Here is a 21,017-nt window from a genome sequence, read left to right on the forward strand (position 1 = left end):
ATGCAGGCTGGCTTCTCACGTTCATGCTCAAGAAGATCTCTACTCAGCAACTGCGCGTCGGCATGTTCATCCACGAGGTTTGTGGCTCGTGGATGGATCATCCTTTCTGGCGTGGTTCGTTCAAAGTCTCCGATGCGCGCCAGATTGCGCAGCTCTCTGGTGTGTCCGAGGTGATCATCGACATCAGCAAAGGGCTGGATGTGGAGGATCCCCGCGTCGAAGTGGTGGACGATGTCGAGGTGGGTTCGGGCCAGGACCGCGCAGAGCCCAGTCCCGAAGCCGATCTGGACGATGCCCCCGCCGTGCAGCAATGCAGCCTCCAGCAGGAGGTGCAGCGTGCCGGACGTGTGATTGCGCAATCGCGCGCCGCCATGCGCTCCATGTTCCAGGACGTTCGCATGGGCAAGGCGGTCGATACCGAGCATTGCCTGCCGCTGGTGCAGGAGATCTCTGATTCGGTTGAGCGCAACCCGGGGGCCATCATCAGTCTGGCCCGTCTGAAAACCAGCGATGACTACACCTTCATGCACTCGGTGGCCGTGTGCGCGCTGATGGTGTCCCTGGCGCGTCAGTTGCATCTCAGTCCTGAAGAGTGCCGCGAAGCCGGCTTGGCGGGCTTGGTACATGACATTGGCAAAGCCATGATGCCGCTGGAGGTGCTCAACAAGCCCGGTGCCCTGACGGCGGAAGAATTCGCCATCATGAAGTCGCACCCGGAAGAAGGGCACAAGCTGCTGGTGGAAGGCAAGGGCGTGGGGCCAACGGCCTTGGACGTTTGCCTGCACCACCATGAAAAGGTCAACGGCAAAGGCTATCCGCATGGCCTCAAAGGCGACGAGATCAGCCTGTTTGCCAAGATGGGCGCGGTCTGCGACGTGTACGACGCCATCACCTCCAACCGGCCTTATAAGGCGGGCTGGGACCCGGCGGACTCCATCACCAAGATGGCCGCGTGGTCCAAGGAAGGCCATTTCGACGAGCGCATCTTCCAGGCTTTCGTCAAGAGCATTGGCATCTACCCCACCGGCTCACTGGTGAAGCTGCAGTCGGGTCGCCTGGCGGTGGTGGTGGAGCAGGGCACCACGTCCTTGCTCAATCCGGTCGTGAAGGTGTTCTTCTCGACCAAGGCCAATCAGCCCATCACGCCTGAATTGCTGGACCTCAGCAAGAGCGTGGATCAGATCGTGTCGCGCGAGTCGCCCTCTGCTTGGGGGTTCCGCAACCTCGATCAGCTCTGGATGCAGGCCTGAGCGCGATCCGGCCTGCCCGCAACAAAAAGGCACCCCACGGGGTGCCTTTTGATTTTGGACGGGGCCGAGATGCCCCAGCTTATTGCGTCGACAGGCTCAGGCCCGCGTGCTCGCGCAGCGGATGGAAGTGCACCAGTGGGTGGCGTTCTGCCGTCAGGCGCAGGTCGTAGGTCGAGGTCATCATGTAGGCCAGGGTGTCAGCCGCGTCGAGGGCCAGCTTGCTGGCGTTCTCGTCGGTGAACTTCTTCATGGCCTCGGGCGTGTCAGCCGTGATCCAGCGTGCGCCGGTGAAGCGGCAAGGCATCAGGCGGATGTCGACACCATATTCAGCCTTCAGACGGTGCTGCACCACTTCAAACTGCAGTTGACCTACGGCACCCAGCAGCATCGAGCCGCCAGCCTCGGGGCGGAAGACCTGAATGGCGCCTTCTTCTCCCAACTGCAGCAAACCAGCTTGCAATTGCTTCGATTTCATCGGGTTGGCCAGTTCCACAGTCTGGAACAGCTCGGGGGCGAAGAAGGGCAGGCCGGTGTATTGCAGGTTGATGCCATCGGTGATGGTGTCGCCCAGTTGCACGCCACCGTGCGTGGTGAAGCCGATGATGTCGCCGGCAAAGGCCTCGTCCACCGCTTCACGGCGTTGTGACAGGAAGGTCACCACCGAGGTGGGCCGCAGTTCCTTGCCCGAGCGTTGCACCTTGAGCTTCATGCCGGGCTCGTACTTGCCGGAGCACACGCGCACGAAGGCGATGCGGTCGCGGTGAGACGGGTCCATGTTGGCCTGCACCTTGAAGACCACGCCCGAGAAGTTTTCCATCTCGGGGGCGATTTCCTTGTGTGAACCGTCTTTTTCGGTGCTGAAACGGGGGCGGGGCGAGGGGGCCAGGTCCACCAGGGCGTCCAGCACTTCCTGCACACCGAAGTTGTTCACGGCCGAGCCGAAGAACACGGGGGTCTGCTTGGCGGCCAGGAACTGTTCGATGTCGAAGGTGGGGGCGGCTTCGGCCATCAGTTCCATGTTTTGCTCGGCCAGCTCCCAGTCGTGCCCGAAACGGGCGGCGAGCTTGTCACGCTCGTCCAGTGACACGACCTCGTCGTCTTCGCCGCGCTTGTCGGCGCCGGCATCAAACAGGCGCATGGACTTGGTGCGCAGGTTCACGATGCCGCCGAATTGCTTGCCCTGGCCCACGGGCCAGGTCATGGGCACACAGGGCATGCCCAGTTCTTGTTCGACTTCGTCCAGCAGCTCCAGCGGATCGCGGCCTTCGCGGTCCATCTTGTTGACGAAGGTGATGATGGGCGTGTCGCGTTGGCGGCAAACCTCAATCAGACGCTTGGTCTGGGCTTCCACACCGTTGGCCGCGTCAATCACCATCAAGGCCGAGTCCACGGCGGTCAGCACGCGGTAGGTGTCTTCCGAGAAGTCCTTGTGGCCCGGGGTGTCCAGCAGGTTGACCACGTGGTCGCGGTACAGCATCTGCATGACGGATGACGCCACCGAGATGCCGCGCTGCTTTTCGATTTCCATCCAGTCCGAGGTCGCGTGGCGTGAGGCTTTGCGGGCCTTGACCGAGCCGGCGATGTGGATCGCGCCAGAGAACAGCAGCAGCTTTTCCGTCAGCGTGGTCTTACCCGCATCAGGGTGGGAAATGATGGCGAAGGTGCGGCGGCGGCCGGTTTCGGGGGCGTAAGGAGAGGTGGACACGACAAGGGGCTCCGGGCGAAGCCCGACATGCTAGCCGATTCGCCCCTTCAGGTCACGCATTCGCCACACGTTGCGGTGCGGGCGCCAGACCGAGCAATGTCTCCAGCGGCTCGGGCTTGTGGCACAGATAGCCTTGCGCGTAATCCACCCCCAGTGCTTGCAGCTCTTGCAGCACGGCCATGCTGTCCACGAATTCGCCCACGGTTTTCAGGCCCATCACGTGGGCCACATCGCAGAAGCAGCGCACGGCGGCCCGGTCGAGCGGGTCATGGACCACGTCTTTGATGAACTGCCCGTCAATCTTCAGGTAGTCCACGGCCAAGGCCTTCAGATAGCCAAAAGATGACGACCCGGAGCCAAAGTCATCCAGGGCCAGTCGCACGCCCAGGCGCCGGATCTGCTCGATGAAATGACTGGCTTCTCCGAGCTTGGTGATGGCGGCCGTTTCGGTGATTTCGAAGCACAGCTTGTGGATGGCCAGTCCGGGGGTGGTCAGGTGGTTGATCAGGTACTGCTGGAAGCTGGGGTCGCCCAGCGATTGGCCGGACAGGTTGACCGAGAGGGAATGCACGTGACTCAGTTCACTGGCGCGGGTCTGCAGCAAATCCAGCACGTGTCGCACCACCCAGCGGTCGATGCGGGTGGCGAGATGGAACCGTTCCGCTGCGGGCAGGAAGGCCCCCGGCGGGATGATGCTGCCATCGGCATCCAGCAAGCGGATGAGTACTTCGCAGCGCATGCCTTCCTGATTGGGCAGGATGGGGTCAATGCGTTGACCGTACAGGACGAAGCGGTTTTCATCCAGCGCCTGTTCGATCCGTGTGGCCCACTGCATTTCGCCCTTGCGTGCCTGCATGGCCTGGTCGGTGTCAAACCAGGCATGGACACGGTTGCGACCGGCTTCCTTGGCGGCGTAGCAGGAGGTGTCCGCGGCCTGCATCATGGCGGCCGTCGTTGCCCAGCGCTTGTCCAGCGGAACCAGACCGATGCTGGTGCCAATGCGGAAGCGTCGTCCGTCGTGCACGAAGCGGAACTCTTCCATCTGGTCGCAGATCTTCTGGGCCACGCGTTGCGCTTGCTCGGCGGTGCAATGCTCCAGGATCACCCCAAACTCGTCGCCACCCAGGCGAGCCAGGGTGTCGCGCGAGCGTACGCAGTGCTGCAACAGGTCGGTCACCTGCTTGAGCAGCAGGTCGCCGATGGCATGGCCGCAGGCATCGTTGACGAGCTTGAACTGGTCGAGATCGATGTACATCAGCGCATGGGCGCTGTCGCGTTGCTGCGCATCTTCCAGGGCGCGGTGCAGGCGGTTCTCGAACTCGCTGCGGTTGACCAGTCCCGTAAGCGGATCGTGCGTGGCGCGGTAGCTCATTTCGTGGCCCATGCGACGCTGCTCGGTCACATCATGGAAGATCAGCACCATGCCTAGCACCAGTCCTGCTGCATCGCGAATCGGGGCGGTGGTGTCCTCGATCCCGTACTCTTGTCCGTTGCGCGAGATCAGCAGGGTCTGGCTGGGTGACTCCACCTCGTCCTCGCCGGACAGGCATCGGGTGATCGGGCAGGACTCGGGTTCGCGCGTTTCCTCGTCCACGATGTGGAAGACATCGATCAAGGGGCGTCCCTGCGCCTCCCCGGTGTGCCAGCCGGTCATGCGCTCGGCGGCAGGGTTGAGCCACTGCACCCGACCTTGCGCATCGGTCGTGATGACCGCATCGCCGATGGAGTGCAGGGTCACACGCAGCAGCTCATGCTTTTCTGCGAGTTCACGCGCCATGCGCTTGTGTTCGGTGATGTCGTAGATCGTGCCAATCAGTCGGGCGGGGCGACCTTGTCGGTCCTGGAACACCCGTGCGCGCCCATTGACCTCACGCACGCCACCGTTGGGCAGGTTGATGCGGAAGTCGATGTTGATCGGCTGGTTGGAGGTTACCGCCTCTTCGATGGCGCGCTGGATATGCGCCAGATCGTCGGGCGGGATCCGCTCGCGCCAGACCAGCGGCTCCGAGTTGGATGCGCGATTCGCTTCCCCGTAGATCTGGAACATCATGTCGTTCCAGGTTTCTCGCTGCGTGAGCAGATCGAATTCCCAGATGCCGATGCCGTTGGCCTGTGTCGCCAGAGCCAGTCGCTCCTGGTTGCTGCGCAGAGCGGCTTCCACGGCGTGCTTTTCGGTCACGTCTTCCAGCACCGCAAGCGATCGCAAGGGGTGGCCTTCTTCATCGCGCTCCATGGTGGCCGAGAGCAGCACGTCAATCAGAGAGCCATCTTTGCGCACCATCTGGTACTCGATGTTCTCGATGCGGCTGTCGCGCAGGTACTGTGGCAACACCACATTGCGCGCATAGTCATAAGACGCTTGCGTGAGGAACTCGGCCGAGTTGCGGCCAATGACCTCCCGGCGTGTGTAGCCAAGCTTGTTGAGCCAGACATCGCTCACGCTCAGCAATCGCCCGTGTGCGTCCAGCGAGTGCAGCATGGCTGGCGTGGACTCGTACAGCGAGCGCAGGCGCGCCTGGCTTTCCTTGAGCGATCGCTCGGTCAGTTTGCGCTCGGTGATGTCTCGGCCGACCGACTGCACCGCGATGACCTGACCTTGTGTGTCGTAGGTCGGGCTGTTGGTCCAGGCAATCCAGCTGACGCGGCCATGTTCGTCGACATACCGGGTCTCCAGCCCCAGGATCAGGCCGTGGGTGCACACCGTCTCGAAGTGTGAGGCGACCGCGTCCTGGTCTGCAGCCGGGACGATGTCAAAGACACTGCCACCGATCAGCGCCTCCGGGGTGCTTTCAAAATGCTCTGCATAGGCGGCGTTGACAAACAGCAGCGTGCCGTCGGGGGCGCACAGGCTGATCAGTTCGATCTGACCTTCGACGATGGCGCGATAGCATGTCTCCCCGCCCAGCACGATGTCGGGCAGCGCGGTGCGCACCTGGGTCAGCGCCAGTGCGGCAGAGGACGCCAGTGCATTGAGGACCTGGACGTCCTGATCGGCATCCGGCCGAGGCTGGTAATCCATGATGCACAGGGTCCCGATGGGCGAACCATCGTGATCCCGCAGTGCGATGCCGGCGTAATAGCGGATGGGCTGCTCGCCGTGGGCCAACCAGTCTGCCTGAAACACCGGGTCGGCATGGGTGTCGGCGACTTGCAGGACACCGTCGTGTTGCAGGGTGCGGATGGTCCAGTTCAGGTGCGGCAGTGCCCCGCGATAGATGGGCAACCCTTCATGCGCCAGGATTTCCTGCCGACTGGGGTCCACCATGCTGATCAAGGCAATGGGGGCCTGACACAACTGCGCTGCGCTCTGGTTCAAAGCCTTCACGGTGGCGTGCGCCAGCCACGACGGACCTTGCGTCGGGCTGTCGCCTGACGCAGGTTGTGTGATGGGCGAAACGGGAAAAGGCATTGGCAAATGTCTGGCCGCAGTGCAATCTTTGATTGTGCCGCTCTGAATCGGAGATGTCCCGAAAGAAAAAGCCCCCCCGAAGGGGCGAGGTGTGCGGTTTTCTGCGTTCAGGCCAATTTCATGAACCAAAAACCCGCGCGTTTTTTGGAAAACCTCTATTGCCCCTTGCGACGCTTGTGCCACCATAGGCTCAGCGATTTCTTGGATGCGATGGGGAGGCTTGTGACAGCAGTTCGTCCGTACACGGAGCCATCGGCTTTTGTGCGCATGATGTCTGTCATCTGCGTGGTGGCCAGTCTGGCGCACATCGCCTTTTTGTCGTTGCTGGTCTCGGCGGGGGCCACGTCACTGGCTTGGGTCAACGTCGGCAGTGTGTTTCTGTATGGCCTGGCTTACGTGCTGGTGCAGCGCCGTGTGCTGGTGTGGGCCCTGAATCTGATTGCCGGCGAGATCTTCCTGCATGGCGTCCTGGCGTCCTGGACCTTGGGGCTGGAGGCCGGATTCCAGTTCTACATCCTGCTGATCATCCCGGTGGGCATGCTCACCGACTTCATGCGACTGCGTCTGCGCGCCTTGACGGCGCTGGCGGCAGGGGTTGTCTACATGGCGCTGGATTACTGGCTCAAAGGGCATCAGCCGCCACACCCTTTGGCTGCCCAGACCGCCCAAGGTCTTTACTATTTCAATCTGGCTGTGACCTTGGTCATCCTAGGCTTTCTGGCGTTCATCTACCAGAGACTGGTGGGGCAAGCGCAGGCGCGTTTACAGCACCTGGCTTGCACCGATCCGCTGACGCAACTGCATAACCGACGTTTTGTAATGGATGTGGCCCACCGCGAGGCCGCTATTTTTGCCCGCTCGGGTCAGCCCCTGGCCCTGATCGTGGCCGATGTCGATCATTTCAAACGCATCAACGACGAACATGGTCACGAGGTGGGGGACGCGGTGTTGACGGCCATCGCGGCGGTCCTGCGCACCGAGGTCCGTGAGGTGGATCATGTGGCGCGCTGGGGGGGCGAAGAGTTCCTCGTTTTGCTGCCTGGCACTTCCGAACGTGAAGCGCAGGTCGTGGCCGACCGCCTGCGCCGGGCCATCGAACAGATTCGCCCGTCGGCAGACTGCGGACCCGGTGGGCTGAGCATGACCTTGGGCATGAGTGTGCTGCAGCCCGGTGAAACCATCGCACAGGCGCTGGCCCGCGCCGACAAGGCGCTCTATCAGGGTAAGCAATCTGGCCGAAATCGTGTGATTCTGGCTTCCCCCGCCTGAGCATCCGTTTTATACTGGCGGCCGCTTTCGAGGAGCGTTGCAAGGTTCGCCCGAACCCCAGGCTCGAAAGTCCTGTCTGATTTGCAACGGCGCTCACCCGCATGTGTCCCGCTGGGTGAGCTGTATCTTTAGCCATGGATTCCCGGCAGCGCACGGCGGCTTCTTCATCAAGGAGCTTTGTCCATGTCCGCTACCAACCTGATCACTGAACACAAGGGCGTGCCCTGCGTCGTCGCCGACATGTCTCTGGCCGACTGGGGTCGCAAAGAGATCAAGATCGCCGAGAGCGAAATGCCCGCGCTGATGGCCATCCGCAAGGAAAACGCCACCACGCAACCCCTGAAGGGCGCCCGCATCACCGGTTCGCTGCACATGACCATTCAAACGGCGGTGCTGGTCGAGACCCTGCAAGCCCTGGGCGCGGAAGTGCGCTGGGCCTCGTGCAACATCTATTCGACGCAAGACCACGCGGCTGCGGCACTGGTGGAAGCCGGCACGCCGGTGTTCGCCTACAAGGGCGAGTCGCTGGAAGATTACTGGGACTACACCCACCGCATCTTCGACTTCGGGCCCAAGGGCTCGGCCGGCGAAGGCCCCAACATGATCCTGGACGACGGCGGCGATGCCACGCTGCTGATGCACCTGGGCAAGAAGGCCGAGAAGGACCTGTCGGTGCTGGCCAACCCCGGTAGCGAAGAAGAGCGCATCCTGTTTGCGGCCATCAAGGCCAAGCTGGCCGAAGACAGCACCTGGTACTCGCGCAAGGCCGCCGAAATCATCGGCGTGACCGAAGAGACCACCACCGGGGTGCACCGTCTCAACGAAATGTCGGCCAAGGGCTCGCTGCTGTTCCGAGCCATCAACGTCAATGACTCGGTCACCAAGTCCAAGTTCGACAACCTGTATGGCTGCCGTGAGTCGCTGGTGGACGGCATCAAGCGCGCTACCGACGTCATGATTGCCGGCAAGGTGGCCGTGGTCTGCGGTTACGGTGACGTAGGCAAGGGCTCGGCCCAAGCGCTGCGCGCCCTGAGCGCTCAGGTGTGGGTCACCGAAATCGACCCCATCAACGCCCTGCAGGCCGCGATGGAAGGCTTCCGCGTGGTGACCATGGAGTGGGCTGCGTCTCAGGCCGACATCTTCGTGACCACCACCGGCAACCGTGACGTGATCACCTATGAGCACATGGCCGCGATGAAGAACAACGCCATCGTGTGCAACATCGGCCACTTCGACAACGAAATCCAGGTCGCCAAGCTGGAAGAGAAGTGCAAGTGGGAAGAGATCAAGCCCCAGGTGGACCACGTCATCTTTGAAGATGGCAAGCGCATCATCCTGCTGGCCAAGGGCCGCCTGGTGAACCTGGGTTGCGCCACCGGCCACCCCAGCTATGTGATGTCCTCGTCGTTTGCCAACCAGACGCTGGCGCAGATCGAGCTGTTCGCCCACAAGGACGCCTACGACATCGGCAAGGTCTACGTGCTGCCCAAGCACCTCGACGAGAAGGTGGCTCGCCTGCAACTGACCACGCTCAACGCCCAGCTGACCACGCTGACGGAAGAGCAGGCGGCCTACATCGGCGTGCCGGTGCAAGGCCCTTACAAGCCCGACACCTACCGTTACTGATCGGCGGTGCCCCCATGAGCTTCTTGCCTGAACTCACGCAGCGCGCCGATCAGCAGATCGTCTCCCAAGGACTGGCGCCGACCCGTTCGGCGGCACAGCGCCTGGTGGAGCAGGGCGCCGTCCAATGGAATGGCCCGAAGGGCTGGACCACGGTCCGCAAGGCGGGCGAATCCCTGCCCATCGGTGTGACGTTCAAGGTGGTGGACGACGCCGAGACCCGTTGGGTCTCGCGCGCCGGCCTGAAGCTGGAAGGGGCGTTGCAGCATTGCGCTGGCCGCAAGCCCACCTTGCCCCTCAAAGGCAAGGTCTGCCTCGACGTGGGACAAAGCACCGGTGGCTTCACCGAAGTGCTGTTGGCCCAGGGCGCCAAGCGCGTCGTCGGGGTGGATGTGGGCCACGGGCAGGTGCACAGCCGCATCCGCGAGCATGCGCAGGTCACCGTCATCGAGGGCGTCAATGCCCGTCACATGACGGCCGACGATCTGCAAGACAGCATGCCCAAGGGGGGCTTTGCGCTGATCGTGGGCGATCTGTCCTTCATCTCCCTGACCCTGGTGCTGCCCGCCCTGGTGCCTTTGCTGGCCACCAAGGGCGAGTTGCTCATGCTGGTCAAGCCGCAATTCGAATTGCAGCCCAGCCAGATTGGCAAGGGTGGCCTGGTGAAAGACCCGGCCAGCTATGCCGAGGTGGAGGCTCGTATTCAGACCGCTTGCGCCGAACAGGGCCTGCAGGTGGCCGAATACTTCGACAGCGCCATCGTGGGTGGCGACGGCAATCGCGAGTTCTTTGTCCGCGCACGTCGTGCTCCGGCCGGCGAGTGAGCGCTTACTTACAGAGTCTGTCCATGACGACCTCTTCTTCTACACAGGCTGATCTGCCGATCAGTCTGGAGTTCTTCCCGCCCAAGACACCGGAAGGTGCCGAGAAATTGGCAGCGGTACGCCAGCAGTTGTACGCACTGAAGCCCGAGTATTGCTCGGTGACCTACGGAGCCGGCGGCACCACCCAGGACGGTACCTTGCAAACGGTCAAGGCCATCTTGGCCGAAGGCTTTGATGCCGCGCCGCATTTCTCTTGCATTGGTGCCAGCAAGGCGTCGGTGCGCGAGCAACTGGCGCAATTCCAGTCCGAAGGCATTCGTCGGATTGTGGCCTTGCGGGGGGATCTGCCCAGTGGTTACGGTGGCTTCGGCGAGTTCCGCTACGCGAGCGATCTGGTGGCCTTCATCCGTGAGGAAACTGGCGATCATTTCCACATTGAAGTGGCCGCTTACCCCGAGATGCACCCCCAGGCGCGCAACCCCCAGGCGGACCTGAAGGCCTATGTGACCAAGGTGCAAGCCGGTGCCAACGTGGCCCTGACGCAGTACTTCTTCAATGCGGATGCCTATTTCCGCTTTGTGGAGGACGCGGAAGCCTTGGGCGCCTTCATCCCGGTGGTCCCCGGCATCATGCCCATCACCAACAGCAGCCAGCTCTTGCGCTTCTCGGACGCCTGTGGCGCAGAAGTGCCGCGCTGGATCCGCACGCGCCTGGAAGGCTTTGGCGATGACAAGGCCTCGATCCAGGCCTTTGGTCTGGATGTCGTGAGCGATTTGTGCGAGCAATTGCGTGCCGGTGGCGTGCCGGCGCTGCACTTCTACACGATGAACCAGGCCGCTCCGGTGCTGGCTATCTGCGAACGCCTGGGCTTGTAAAGCCCCCTGGCGGCCTGCGTTGCCGCCAGGCATCGGTTTTTCCTGATCTGGCTCAAATGGCCGGGGCTTAGGGGGCTCCTCGCGACAAATCCAGTCCCCGGTTTGATGCAGCACAAGTTTCTGGTGGGGCAATCTTGGTGCAATGGATTCATGGGATGCGCCACAAGGGTGCCAGTCCCGACAACCTATCTATTAAGAAGGACTCACCATGAAATCCATCTTCGCTCGTTCCTTGGTTGCTGTTGCTGCCTGCGCCGCTGTTGCTCCTGCCTTCGCTGGCGACTTCATGGTGCGTGCTCGCGCCCTGCAACTGGATCCCGCTAACGAAGCCACCGGCACTGTGGAAGCCATCGGCACGACCGTCAGCTCCAAGACCATCTGGGAAATCGACGCTTCGTATTTCTTCACGCCCAACTTCGCTGTGGAAGTGATCGCCACGACGCCTCAAAAGCATAGCGTGAACTCCACCGGTCTGGGCCCATTGGGTACCCTGCGTCACCTGCCTCCTACCGTGACCGCTCAGTACCACTTCGCGCCTGACAACGCATCGGTTCGTCCTTATGTCGGTCTGGGTCTGAACTACACCCACTTCTCCGCTGTGAACCTGGGTGGCGGCGACCTGACCGTGACCAAGCACAGCTGGGGTCTGGCTTACCAAATCGGTGCTGACTTCCCCATCACCAAGAACATCTCTCTGAACGTCGACTTCAAGAAGATCGACATCGCGACCGATGTCAAGGTGGTTGCCACTGGCGCCAAGCTGGGCAAGGTCAAGGTTGACCCCACCCTGTTCGGTATCGGTATCGGCTACCGCTTCTGATCCTTGGGATCAGCCGGGGTGTCGGCCCCGGCAGCATGAGACTTCTCGTTTTGAAGCCTCCCTTCACAGGGAGGCTTTTTTTATGCGCGTGACGACGGCCCCGCGCACCAGTACGCCACGCGATAGCTCACCGTGATGCCTTCAGGAAACTGGCGCAACACCCGGCCCAAGGGGGCGGGCTGGTGCCCGGGGCGCGGCGTCCCGGCGCCAATGCCCTTGATGGCGCGCACAAAGTCCTTGGCGTCGTCATAGCGTTCGCACAGGGTGTCGAATTCGACATGGGCATCTAACTCGGTGGCGAGTTCACGCAGGGCGCCCTCGCTCACGAAGGGGCGTACCCCGTCGGCCAGTCCCAGCTGGGCATGTGCGTCCTTCCATTCCTGAAAGGTGCCGTCCACCAGCGTGGCCACGGCGACCCGCGCCCCTTGTGCCCGCAAGCGTCGCAGGGTAGCGGGTGTGTCTTCGAACCACTGAAACACGAGACTGGACGCCACCAGATCGAAGCCGGTGGTGTCCAGCTGCTCGCCGTCAGCCGCTTTGAACTGCACGCGGGGGCGGTCTGCTGGGGGCAGCAGGGTCTGGCAGGTGGCTAACATGCTGGGCGCCAGATCGGTGGCGAGCAATTGAGCCTGTGGATAGGCCGTCAACAGGTGTCGGGTCAGGTTCCCGGTGCCGCAGCCAATTTCCAGGATGCGATGCGCCTCGGGCCACTGGTGCCGCATGCGCAGGGCCAATGCCGCCGCAGCATCGCGCTGCATGCGCGCATGCTGGTCGTAGGCCGAGGCCGCTTGGGCAAAATTGTGCTGAATTCGGTGCTTGTCCATGGGTCAGCGCCACGCTTGCACAAAGGTGAGAATGTACTGGGCACACGCGTCCGCGTGCACATGTCCCAAGGCGTGTCCGCCGTGATCGTGCCAGACCAGCTGTGTGTGAGGTGAGTTCGCAAAGCATTGCTCGGACAGGGCTGGTGACACGATGACATCGTCGCGCGCCGCCAGGGCCAGGGTGGGGCATGGCAGGGTCGAGAAGGCTTCCGTGATGTCCAGCGTCAACAAACTGGCGAGGTCGGCGCGCAGGGCGGCCACGTTCAAGGCCTGATCGGCCTCTGGGGCCAGATGGCCGAGGCCGCAGCGCTGCAAAAAATCGCTCAGCACGGCATGCGGGGCTGTGTCCAGTACTTTGAGCATGCGCTCGACCATGCGGGGCGCTTGCCCCGGTTCGCCGGCTTGGCGGGCACAAAAATGCGTGAAGCCGCACAGGCTGACCGTGCCGGACCAGGCCGGCGCAGGGGGGGCGTTGGGCGCGGTGATCCGTCCCTGCCAGGCATGGGCCCATCCGCGCGAGTGCCCGATCAGCACCCAGTGTTCTGCTTGAGACCTGTCGATGGGCTGCGCGGCATCACCAAAGTATCCTGCCTCGGTCACGACCTGCGGCAGGTCGGACAAGGCCGCCCGCAAGGGTTGCCAGAAGCGGTGGCTCAGACCCCAACCATGACAGAACACCAGCCCCACACTCATACGTCACGCAGCGCCTCGATCAGGGCGTCGATCTGCTCGCGCGTGTGGTGTGACCCGAAGGCCATGCGCAGGCGAGCGGTGTTGGGCGGGACCGTGGGGGGGCGCACCGCCGACACATTGATGCCTCGTGCTTGCAGCTTGTCCCGGGCCTGCAGTGTGCGGCGCTCGTCGCCCAGTATCACGGGCACGATGTGGGTGGTCGACAAGCCGGTGTCCAGCCCCATGGCGTGCAAGCGCGTACGCACCTCGGCGGCCATGGCTTGCAGGCGCTGGCGTTCGGCATCCAGCGCGGGCAACAAGGTCCAGGCCTTGTGCATGGCGGCCACCACCATGGGGGACAAGGCTGTGGAGTAGATGAAGCCCGTGCAGGTGTTGATGAGGTAGTCCTTCACCACCTGCTTGCAGGCGATGTAGGCCCCCGACCCACCCAAAGCCTTGCTAAAGGTGCCCATGGCCACATCCACCCGGCCGCCCTGGTCGGCGGTCAGGCCGTACCCCCGCTCACCCAGCACGCCGGTGGCATGGGCCTCATCGAGGTAGAGCATGGCCTGGTGGGCTTGGGCCAAAGACACCAGACCGGCTACGTCGATGCAGTCGCCATCCATGCCAAACACCGACTCGGCCACGATGAACTTGGGCTGATCGCTGTGGGCATGCTTGTCCAGCAGTTCCGCCAGATGGGGCAGGTCCGCATGTCGAAAGCGGATCTGCCGCACCTCGGCCACTTTGAATGCATGGTGCAGGCTTGCGTGATTGAGCCGGTCGGTGAACACCAGCGGCTCGGCACCCAGCACCTTGGCGTTGATCAGAGCGGCCAGTACCGTGGCGTTGGTCTGGTAGCCCGAGCCCAGAATCAGTGCGCTTTCCGCGTGCTTGTCTTGGGCGATGCGGGCCTCGAAGGACTCATACAGGTCCAGATTGCCCGATAGCAGGCGTGAGCCCGTGGCACCCGTGCCATATTGCGCGACTGCGTCGCGTGCGGCCGCCAGCACCTCCGGGTGGCGCGACAGTCCGAGGTAGTCGTTGCTGGAAAAATCGGCCAGCCACTGACCGGACGGAGGCGGCAGCCGGCGCTGAAGGCCTCGTGCCGCCAGGTCGGCCACATGGTCTGCGTAGGAGGAAAGAAAAGCCGTCATGCCAGAGGGGCGCCACCGTCAAAACCGAGGTCGAGGCATTCTACGCGCCCCGTCATCCCCAGATTTGCGAGGGGGTCACCACCGCCATCAGGCGGATGTCATGGGCTTGCGGGGCCAGCGCCTCGCGCGGCAGCAAGGCCTCATCCCAGGCCAGACCAATGGCCGTGACGCCAGGGTGATCCGCCAGAAAACGATCGAAATAGCCGCCGCCATAGCCCAGTCTATAGCCCTCGGCCGTGAAGCCGACGCAGGGCACCAGGACCACATCGGGGACGACAGGCTTGCCTTCCGTGCTGGGAATGCCGCAGGCATCGACAACCGTGGGGTCCTCGCCGGACCAGGGCCGAAAGTGCATGGCCACGGGCGTTTTGTCGGCATAGGGCAGGGCCAAGCGCGATCCCCACGCAGACTGGGCTGTCAGTGCAGCGTCCCTTGGGTTAAATTCCCCCTTCATGGGCCAGTACAGCCCCAGACAGTCCGGTTCCAGTTGTGCCAGGACCTCGGCCAGGCGCTTGTCCAAAGCGGCTTGTGCTGCCGGGGCTGTGGGGCCTTGGGCCCAGGTCTGTCGGGCACTCAGCAGGCGTTGTCGCAGTTCGGCGCGCGGTGAGGTTGGGGCGGTAGGGGTCATCACAGAGGCAAGACAATTGATTTTCAAAGACAAGTATGCCGTCCGCCGCGCCCGTCGCGTGTGGGCGGCCACATTGGCGGGGGCGCTGCTTTGCTTCGCTCAGCCCGGACAGGCGCAATGGGCAGATGGCGATGCCACGGTGGTGGCCGCCAAAGACGCCGCACGCACCCGTGACCGCGCGCGCCTGCTGGCCGCACGGGATGCCCTGATCGCTGCGCAGCATCCCCTGGCCCCGTGGGCCGATTACTGGTACTTCCAGATCCGTCAGGTCGAGTTGAGCCCGGCCGAGGTGGACGAGTTCCTGGCTCGTTGGCCCGAAAGCTATGTGGCCGACCGGGCCCGCAACGACTGGTTGCTGGAACTGGGGCGGCGTCAGAACTGGAGTGCCTTCCTGCGTGTGCAACCTGGTTTCCGCATGAACGATGACCGCGAGGTCGCTTGCTACGGCTTGTTGGCGCGCCAGCAAATGGGGGCGTGGGCCGGGTCGGCAGGCGACCAGCGTGAGCAGGCGCGTGCAGCCTGGTTTGCCCAAAAGGATGGCGACAACGGCTGTGACGCCATGGCCAAAACCTTGATCAGTGCCGGCATCCTGAAAAGCGATGACGTGTGGCGCAAGCTGCGCCTGGCGGTCGAGTCCGACAAGCCCAAGGCCGTGCAGCAGGCGGCGCGCCTGCTGGGAGATCCGGTGGCCCAGGCGGTGGCACGCCTGATGAGCCAACCCCAAGCCTTTCTGACCGGCGGCGATGCGGCGCAAGGCGGGGGCACCAGCGTGGCCAGCCGTTCACCCGGCGCTTCCATGGGGCCAGTCAAGGACAGCAAAGCCAAGCGGCAGGCGGCCAACAAGGCCGGCAAAGCCAAGCCCAGCCTGATGCTCTTGCCCATCGAAACGCCGCCCGAGGCGAAGGGGCCGCTGAACGTGCTGGCCTTCATCCGTTGGGCTGGCTCAGATCCCCAGGGGGCCGCGCAGGCCATCGGCGATCCGAGCGTGCGCACTCGCTGGGGCTGGCGTTCGGAAGAGGCTGCCTGGGCGTGGGCCCAGTTGGGTCGTTCGGCCGCCTGGCGCCTGCAACCTGATGCGGCGAGCTATTACGAGCGTGCCCTGACCGACCGGGCCTTGGCCGCAGCCGCCGGCGAGTTGCGCCTGGGCGCAGCGCGGGGGGATCTGGGCTGGTCCAACGAAACCCTGGCCTGGATGGCCCGTGTGGGTCTGCGCGGGGCGGTGACGGGCACACCCGCGCGCTGGACTCTGGTGGAGCAAGCGCTGGAGGCCATGCCGGCCGACATGCAGCAGGACGCCACCTGGCAATACTGGCGAGCCAAGATGCTGCAAGCCCGCGGCGGCGACGCCAACCGCCAGCACGCCCGCGAGTGGCTGGCCAAAGCGGCACACCCCTTGACCTTCTATGGGCAGTTGGCGGCTGAAGAGCTGCATGGCACCCCGGCCAAGACGCCGGTCCGTCCGCCGGCGCTGAGCGAGTCGGATCTGGCGCAGGCCCGTGCGCAGCCGGGGATCGACCGTGCCTTGCGCCTGCTCGACCTGGGCTGGCGGACCGAAGCGGTCAAGGAGTGGAACTACACGCTCAGCTACGGCAAACCCGGTGGCTTGAGTGATCGGGAGCTGCGCGCCATTGCCGAAGAGGCGTGCCGTCGGGAAATTTGGGACCGCTGCATCAACTCCAGCGACAAAACCCGGCAGGAAGTCGACCTGTCGCAGCGCTACCCCACGCCGTTCCGCGAGGACGTGCTGCGTGCGGCGCAAGACGTGGGGCTGGATCCCGCCTACATGTATGGCCTGATCCGTCAGGAGTCCCGCTTCATCGTGTCGGCCCGCTCGAATGTCGGGGCCTCGGGCCTGATGCAGGTGATGCCGGCCACGGCGGCCTGGACCGCACGCAAGCTGGGCATCGACTATCACCCGGGGCTGATCACGGACCGTTTGACCAACCTGCGCATCGGTGCGGGCTACCTCAAACTGGTGCTGGACGATCTGCAGGGCAGTCAGGCCATGGCGGCAGCGGCCTACAACGCGGGGCCCAGCCGCCCACGTCGTTGGCGGGAGGGCAACCGCATGGATGCCGCCGTGTGGGTGGAAAACATCCCGTTTTCGGAAACCCGTGACTACGTGAAAAAGGTGCTGGCCAATGCCACGGTGTACGCCGCGGTCTTGCACGGCACGCCGCTGTCTGTGCGCAACCGCTTGGGTGCGACCATCGGGCCTCGGGCCGACAGCGCGCCGCCACCCGAGATGGACCTGCCCTGATCAGCAGCGACTCAAAGCAAAAGGCCACCGTCGTCAGACCGTGGCCTTTTTTTTGCGCGCCAGACTGGCGCAGTGGTTGCGCCAGCGCTTCAGCCAGCCATCAGGCGGCGGTTAGCAGGGCGGCGGTGTCGAACACACTGCTCATGGGGGGCAGGTTCATGACCATGGGTTGAGGCGCATTCTTCGAGACCTTGACGGGCTTGGCGTTCGGGTCGTTTTGGGCCACATCGGCCTTGTCCCAGTTGCCGGCCGATTCCTTGCCCGACAGCGACATGGAATAGAACACGCGGAAGGGCACCTTGCGCTCGCCCCAGAAATCGGCGGCGTCGCGGAAGGCGTCGAGCAGTTGCTCGCGGGTTTCGCGGTCGCAGGCCGGATCGCCCGGAATCAGCTCCAGCACGACGACGAAGCCCGGCTGAGGACCCGACTTGTGAACCAGGTCGGTCATGCAGTCGTAGAGGGCGTCGAGGTTCTTGCCGAAATGATCGGGGAACAGGAAGTCACGGGCGATGATGTCCAGCACGTCCTGTTTGTCCTTGGCTTCACCCAAGTTGGTGTACAGGAAGTGCTGGCCAGATGCATTGGCCGCCTGTTGCAAGTCTTCCGGGCGGAATGCGCGGATGGATTGAACGATGTTGGGTCGAACGGATTGCAACAACATGATCGCTAGGGACCCTCGGTGCATCAAGCGGGTGCTTGCTGCCCGGTCGGGTTCAAAAGGAGGTCAAAGAACAAAGAACGAAAGGACAACTGAAGGCGTTAACGCCTCGGATCAATTTGCTGAAAACTGCTGTAGTGATCCTGGGTGTAGTAACAAGTTTCAGGTTCGCTCAAAACTTTTCCACCACAGACGATGCGCCGCGCACCGCGGTCGCGTTCACCTGGGGTTGGAACGGTGTATTCACGGTAGAAGCCGCGGGGCTGTCTGGGCAGCTGACGCTCCCGGTTGCCAAACACGCTGCCATCCTTGTCATAACGGAACGGGCCACCTGCCAGAATGCGGCGGTGCGTTTCGCGTGCCTGCGCGGGCAGACCAGACAAAGGGACGACATCGGTCGATGCAACCGTGGTGTAGTCAACCGGGTGGGTGCGACGTGCCTGCGCCTCGAAAGGCAAACAGGTGACCGCCACGCCCAGCAACCATCCCGCCAGGAAAGCCGCCGACCGCCTGGGTAAGCCTGATTTGGTCCGGCCTGACCCGATTGAGGTGGAATCCCTGTTGGAGATCTGATACAGCACAGCAGCTCTTCGTGAAAGCCGTGATGCTATAGAAATTACCTAAAAAGCTCAAGGCCCCGGCCCGCTGAAATGCGGTAAACCGGGGCCTTTTTCTGAGGCTTGGACGGCGTGTGCTATAAGCTCACGCGCTTTTCAGGTAAGCGATTAACGGCCAGCGTTGGCATCGGCCACGGTCATGGCGGTCATGTTGACGATGCGGCGCACGGTGGCCGACGGCGTGAGGATGCACACCGGCTTGGCCGCACCCAGCAGGACCGGGCCCAGGGCGATGTTGTTGCCTGCCGCCACCTTGAGCAGGTTGTAGGCGATGTTGGCTGCGTCCACGTTCGGGCAGACCAGCAGGTTGGCTTCCCCTGTGAGGGTGCTGCGTGGCATCAGTTGCTGGCGATAGGGTTCGTCCAGCGCGGTGTCACCGTGCATTTCGCCATCGATTTCCAACCAGGGTGCCTGTTGCTGGATCAGCCCCAGGGCTTCACGCATCTTGATGGCCGAAGGCTGGTTGCTCGATCCGAAGTTCGAGTGCGACAGCAGGGCGGCCTTCGGACGCTGACCAAAGCGAAGCATTTCCTCGGCGGCCATGATCGTGATCTCGGCCAATTGCTCGGCAGTCGGGTCATAGTTGATGTGCGTGTCGAGGATGTTGACCGTGCGCCCTGGCAGGATCAAGCCGGTCATGGCCGCGTAGGTCTTGACCCCTTCGCGCTTGCCAATCACCTGATCGATGTACTGCAGGTGCATGTTGGTCTGCCCCCAGGTCCCGCAAATCAGGCCGTCGACTTCGCCCTTGTGCAGCAGCATGGAGCTGATCAGCGTCAGGCGACGGCGCATTTCGATCTTGGCCATCTGCTCGGTCACGCCCTTGCGCTCGGTGAGTTGGTGGTAGGTCTGCCAGTAGTCGCGGTAGCGGGGATCGTTTTCGGTGCTGACGATGTCGTAGTCGATGCCGGCGCGCAGGCGCAGGCCGAACTTCTCGATGCGCTGGGTGATGACTTCGGCGCGACCGACCAGCGTGGGGCGGGCAATGTTTTCATCGACCACGATCTGGGCGGCACGCAGCACGCCTTCGTTTTCACCCTCGGCGTAGGCAATGCGCTTGTTTTTGGCGCGCTTGGCCACGCTGAAAATGGGCTTCATCGTGTGGCCCGAGGCGTAGACAAAGCTCTGCAGCTTCTCGCCGTAGGCCACGTAGTCGGTGATCGGGCGCAGGGCCACGCCGGAGTCGGCGGCCGCCTTGGCCACCGCCGGCGCGATCTTGATCATCAGGCGGGGGTCAAAGGGTTTGGGAATCAGGTATTCGGGGCCAAAGCTCAGGTTGGCGCCCACGTAGGCGGCTGCCACCACGTCACTTTGCTCAGCCTGCGCCAGCTCGGCAATCGCGTAAACGGCGGCAATCTCCATCTCATCGGTGATGGTGGTCGCGCCCGAGTCCAGCGCCCCACGGAAGATGTAGGGGAAGCACAGGACGTTGTTGACCTGGTTGGGGAAGTCCGAGCGACCGGTGGCCATGATGGCATCGTCGCGCACGGCCTTGACCTCGTCGGGCAGGATCTCGGGCGTGGGGTTGGCCAGCGCAAAGATGATCGGGGTGGCCGCCATCTTGGCGACCATGTCGGCTTTCAGTACACCGCCGGCGCTCAGGCCCAGGAAGATGTCGGCGCCTTCGATGACCTCGCTGAGCTTGCGTTGGTCGGTCTTTTGCGCGAAGAAGGCCTTGTCGGGGTCCATCAGTTCGGTGCGGCCTTCGTAGACCACGCCGGCCAGGTCGGTCACCCAGATGTTTTCGCGGGGCACACCCAGCTTGACCAGCAGGCCCAGGCAGGCCAGGGCGGCCGCACCGGCGCCGGAGGTCACCAGCTTGGCGGTCTTGATGTCCTTGCCCACCACCTTCAGTGCGTTGAGCAGGGCCGCGCCCACCACGATGGCGGTGCCGTGTTGGTCATCGTGGAAGACAGGGATCTTCATGCGCTCGCGCAGCTTGCGCTCGACGTAGAAGCAGTCGGGCGCCTTGATGTCTTCGAGGTTGATGCCGCCGAAGGTGGGCTCCAGCGAGGCGATGATCTCCACCAGCTTGTCCGGGTCTTTCTCATCGATCTCGATGTCGAACACATCGATGTCGGAGAACTTCTTGAACAGAACGGCCTTGCCTTCCATCACGGGCTTGGCGGCCAGAGGGCCGATGTTGCCCAGGCCCAGCACGGCGGTGCCGTTCGTGATCACCGCAACCAGATTGCCACGGCTGGTGTATTTGAAGGCAGCCGTCGGGTTCTCGACGATTTCTTCGCAGGGGGCGGCCACCCCCGGTGAGTAGGCCAGCGCCAGATCGCGCTGGTTGGTCAGCTGCTTGGTGGCCGTGACGGCGAGCTTGCCGGGGGTAGGGCGCTCATGGTATTCCAGCGCCGCCTTTTTGAGTTCAGCGCGTTTTTGTTCGGGTGTTGTCATCTTTGTTAGGCCTTTGGATACCG

The 21,017-nt window shown here is 63.3% G+C and carries 15 protein-coding genes, 1 pseudogene and 1 riboswitch; of the genes and pseudogenes, 7 read left to right on the top strand and 9 right to left on the bottom strand.

Translation table 11 applies throughout. From position 1 onward, the window contains the following. Positions 1 to 23: 23 nt before the first annotated feature. Entirely contained in the window at positions 24 to 1,250 is a 1,227-nt protein-coding gene (locus ACOYNB_RS00615) for an HD-GYP domain-containing protein (protein WP_422837441.1), read from the top strand. Positions 1,251 to 1,329: 79 nt separating this feature from the next. Here the strand turns inward: ACOYNB_RS00615 and ACOYNB_RS00620 are convergent, their stop codons facing one another. Then, the gene (locus tag ACOYNB_RS00620; protein WP_422837176.1) at positions 1,330 to 2,955 is read right to left on the bottom strand and encodes a peptide chain release factor 3; all 1,626 of its coding nucleotides are present in this window, start codon (positions 2,953 to 2,955) and stop codon (positions 1,330 to 1,332) included. Positions 2,956 to 3,007: 52 nt separating this feature from the next. Continuing rightward, positions 3,008 to 6,364, bottom strand: a complete 3,357-nt coding sequence (locus tag ACOYNB_RS00625; RefSeq protein WP_422837177.1) for a PAS domain S-box protein — start codon at positions 6,362 to 6,364, stop codon at positions 3,008 to 3,010. Positions 6,365 to 6,631: 267 nt separating this feature from the next. Here ACOYNB_RS00625 and ACOYNB_RS00630 point away from each other — a divergent pair, with 267 nt between their 5' ends. The 5 genes from ACOYNB_RS00630 to ACOYNB_RS00650 all read left to right on the top strand — a co-directional run bounded on the left by ACOYNB_RS00630 (position 6,632) and on the right by ACOYNB_RS00650 (position 11,775). Next, a complete protein-coding gene (locus tag ACOYNB_RS00630) occupies positions 6,632 to 7,633 on the top strand; it encodes a GGDEF domain-containing protein (RefSeq protein ID WP_422837178.1) in 1,002 nt (333 codons plus the stop codon). Between the two features lie 23 nt (positions 7,634 to 7,656). Then, a riboswitch (S-adenosyl-L-homocysteine riboswitch) is annotated at positions 7,657 to 7,735 on the top strand. An 81-nt stretch (positions 7,736 to 7,816) separates the two neighbouring features. Continuing rightward, positions 7,817 to 9,259: an adenosylhomocysteinase gene (gene ahcY, locus ACOYNB_RS00635; RefSeq protein ID WP_422837179.1), complete on the top strand. Its 1,443-nt coding sequence runs from the start codon at positions 7,817 to 7,819 to the stop codon at positions 9,257 to 9,259. 14 nt (positions 9,260 to 9,273) lie between these two features. After that, positions 9,274 to 10,080: a TlyA family RNA methyltransferase gene (locus ACOYNB_RS00640; RefSeq protein WP_422837180.1), complete on the top strand. Its 807-nt coding sequence runs from the start codon at positions 9,274 to 9,276 to the stop codon at positions 10,078 to 10,080. Between the two features lie 23 nt (positions 10,081 to 10,103). Further along, the gene (metF, locus tag ACOYNB_RS00645; protein WP_422837181.1) at positions 10,104 to 10,955 is read left to right on the top strand and encodes a methylenetetrahydrofolate reductase [NAD(P)H]; all 852 of its coding nucleotides are present in this window, start codon (positions 10,104 to 10,106) and stop codon (positions 10,953 to 10,955) included. A 208-nt stretch (positions 10,956 to 11,163) separates the two neighbouring features. Beyond that, positions 11,164 to 11,775, top strand: a complete 612-nt coding sequence (locus ACOYNB_RS00650) for an OmpW/AlkL family protein (protein ID WP_422837182.1) — start codon at positions 11,164 to 11,166, stop codon at positions 11,773 to 11,775. An 80-nt stretch (positions 11,776 to 11,855) separates the two neighbouring features. Here the strand turns inward: ACOYNB_RS00650 and ACOYNB_RS00655 are convergent, their stop codons facing one another. From ACOYNB_RS00655 to ACOYNB_RS00670, 4 genes are read right to left on the bottom strand one after another with little or no spacing between them, the layout of a single operon-like run. Further along, a complete protein-coding gene (locus ACOYNB_RS00655; RefSeq protein WP_422837183.1) occupies positions 11,856 to 12,599 on the bottom strand; it encodes a methyltransferase in 744 nt (247 codons plus the stop codon). 3 nt (positions 12,600 to 12,602) lie between these two features. Then, positions 12,603 to 13,292, bottom strand: a complete 690-nt coding sequence (locus ACOYNB_RS00660; protein ID WP_422837184.1) for an alpha/beta fold hydrolase — start codon at positions 13,290 to 13,292, stop codon at positions 12,603 to 12,605. Further along, complete coding sequence (locus ACOYNB_RS00665; RefSeq protein WP_422837185.1) at positions 13,289 to 14,428, bottom strand: aminotransferase class I/II-fold pyridoxal phosphate-dependent enzyme; 1,140 nt, start codon at positions 14,426 to 14,428, stop codon at positions 13,289 to 13,291. Before ACOYNB_RS00665 ends, ACOYNB_RS00660 begins: the two co-directional genes overlap by 4 nt. A gap of 52 nt (positions 14,429 to 14,480) precedes the next feature. Beyond that, complete coding sequence (locus ACOYNB_RS00670; RefSeq protein ID WP_422837186.1) at positions 14,481 to 15,056, bottom strand: 5-formyltetrahydrofolate cyclo-ligase; 576 nt, start codon at positions 15,054 to 15,056, stop codon at positions 14,481 to 14,483. A 16-nt stretch (positions 15,057 to 15,072) separates the two neighbouring features. On the opposite strand from ACOYNB_RS00670, the gene ACOYNB_RS00675 reads away from it, so the two are divergent. Then, complete coding sequence (locus tag ACOYNB_RS00675) at positions 15,073 to 17,316, top strand: transglycosylase SLT domain-containing protein (protein ID WP_422837187.1); 2,244 nt, start codon at positions 15,073 to 15,075, stop codon at positions 17,314 to 17,316. Between the two features lie 274 nt (positions 17,317 to 17,590). On the opposite strand, the pseudogene ACOYNB_RS00680 reads toward ACOYNB_RS00675, so the two are convergent. The 3 genes and pseudogenes from ACOYNB_RS00680 to ACOYNB_RS00690 all read right to left on the bottom strand — a co-directional run. Further along, positions 17,591 to 17,977 (bottom strand): annotated as a pseudogene (locus tag ACOYNB_RS00680) (barstar family protein); the annotation flags it as partial. A gap of 98 nt (positions 17,978 to 18,075) precedes the next feature. Next, positions 18,076 to 18,456, bottom strand: coding sequence for a ribonuclease domain-containing protein (locus ACOYNB_RS00685; RefSeq protein WP_422837188.1), 381 nt, complete (start codon positions 18,454 to 18,456; stop codon positions 18,076 to 18,078). Positions 18,457 to 18,699: 243 nt separating this feature from the next. Beyond that, a complete protein-coding gene (locus tag ACOYNB_RS00690; protein ID WP_422837189.1) occupies positions 18,700 to 20,994 on the bottom strand; it encodes an NADP-dependent malic enzyme in 2,295 nt (764 codons plus the stop codon). Positions 20,995 to 21,017 lie beyond the last annotated feature (23 nt).

The sequence above is a fragment of the Aquabacterium sp. genome (assembly GCF_049317225.1).
Taxonomy (GTDB): Bacteria; Pseudomonadota; Gammaproteobacteria; order Burkholderiales; family Burkholderiaceae_C; genus Aquabacterium.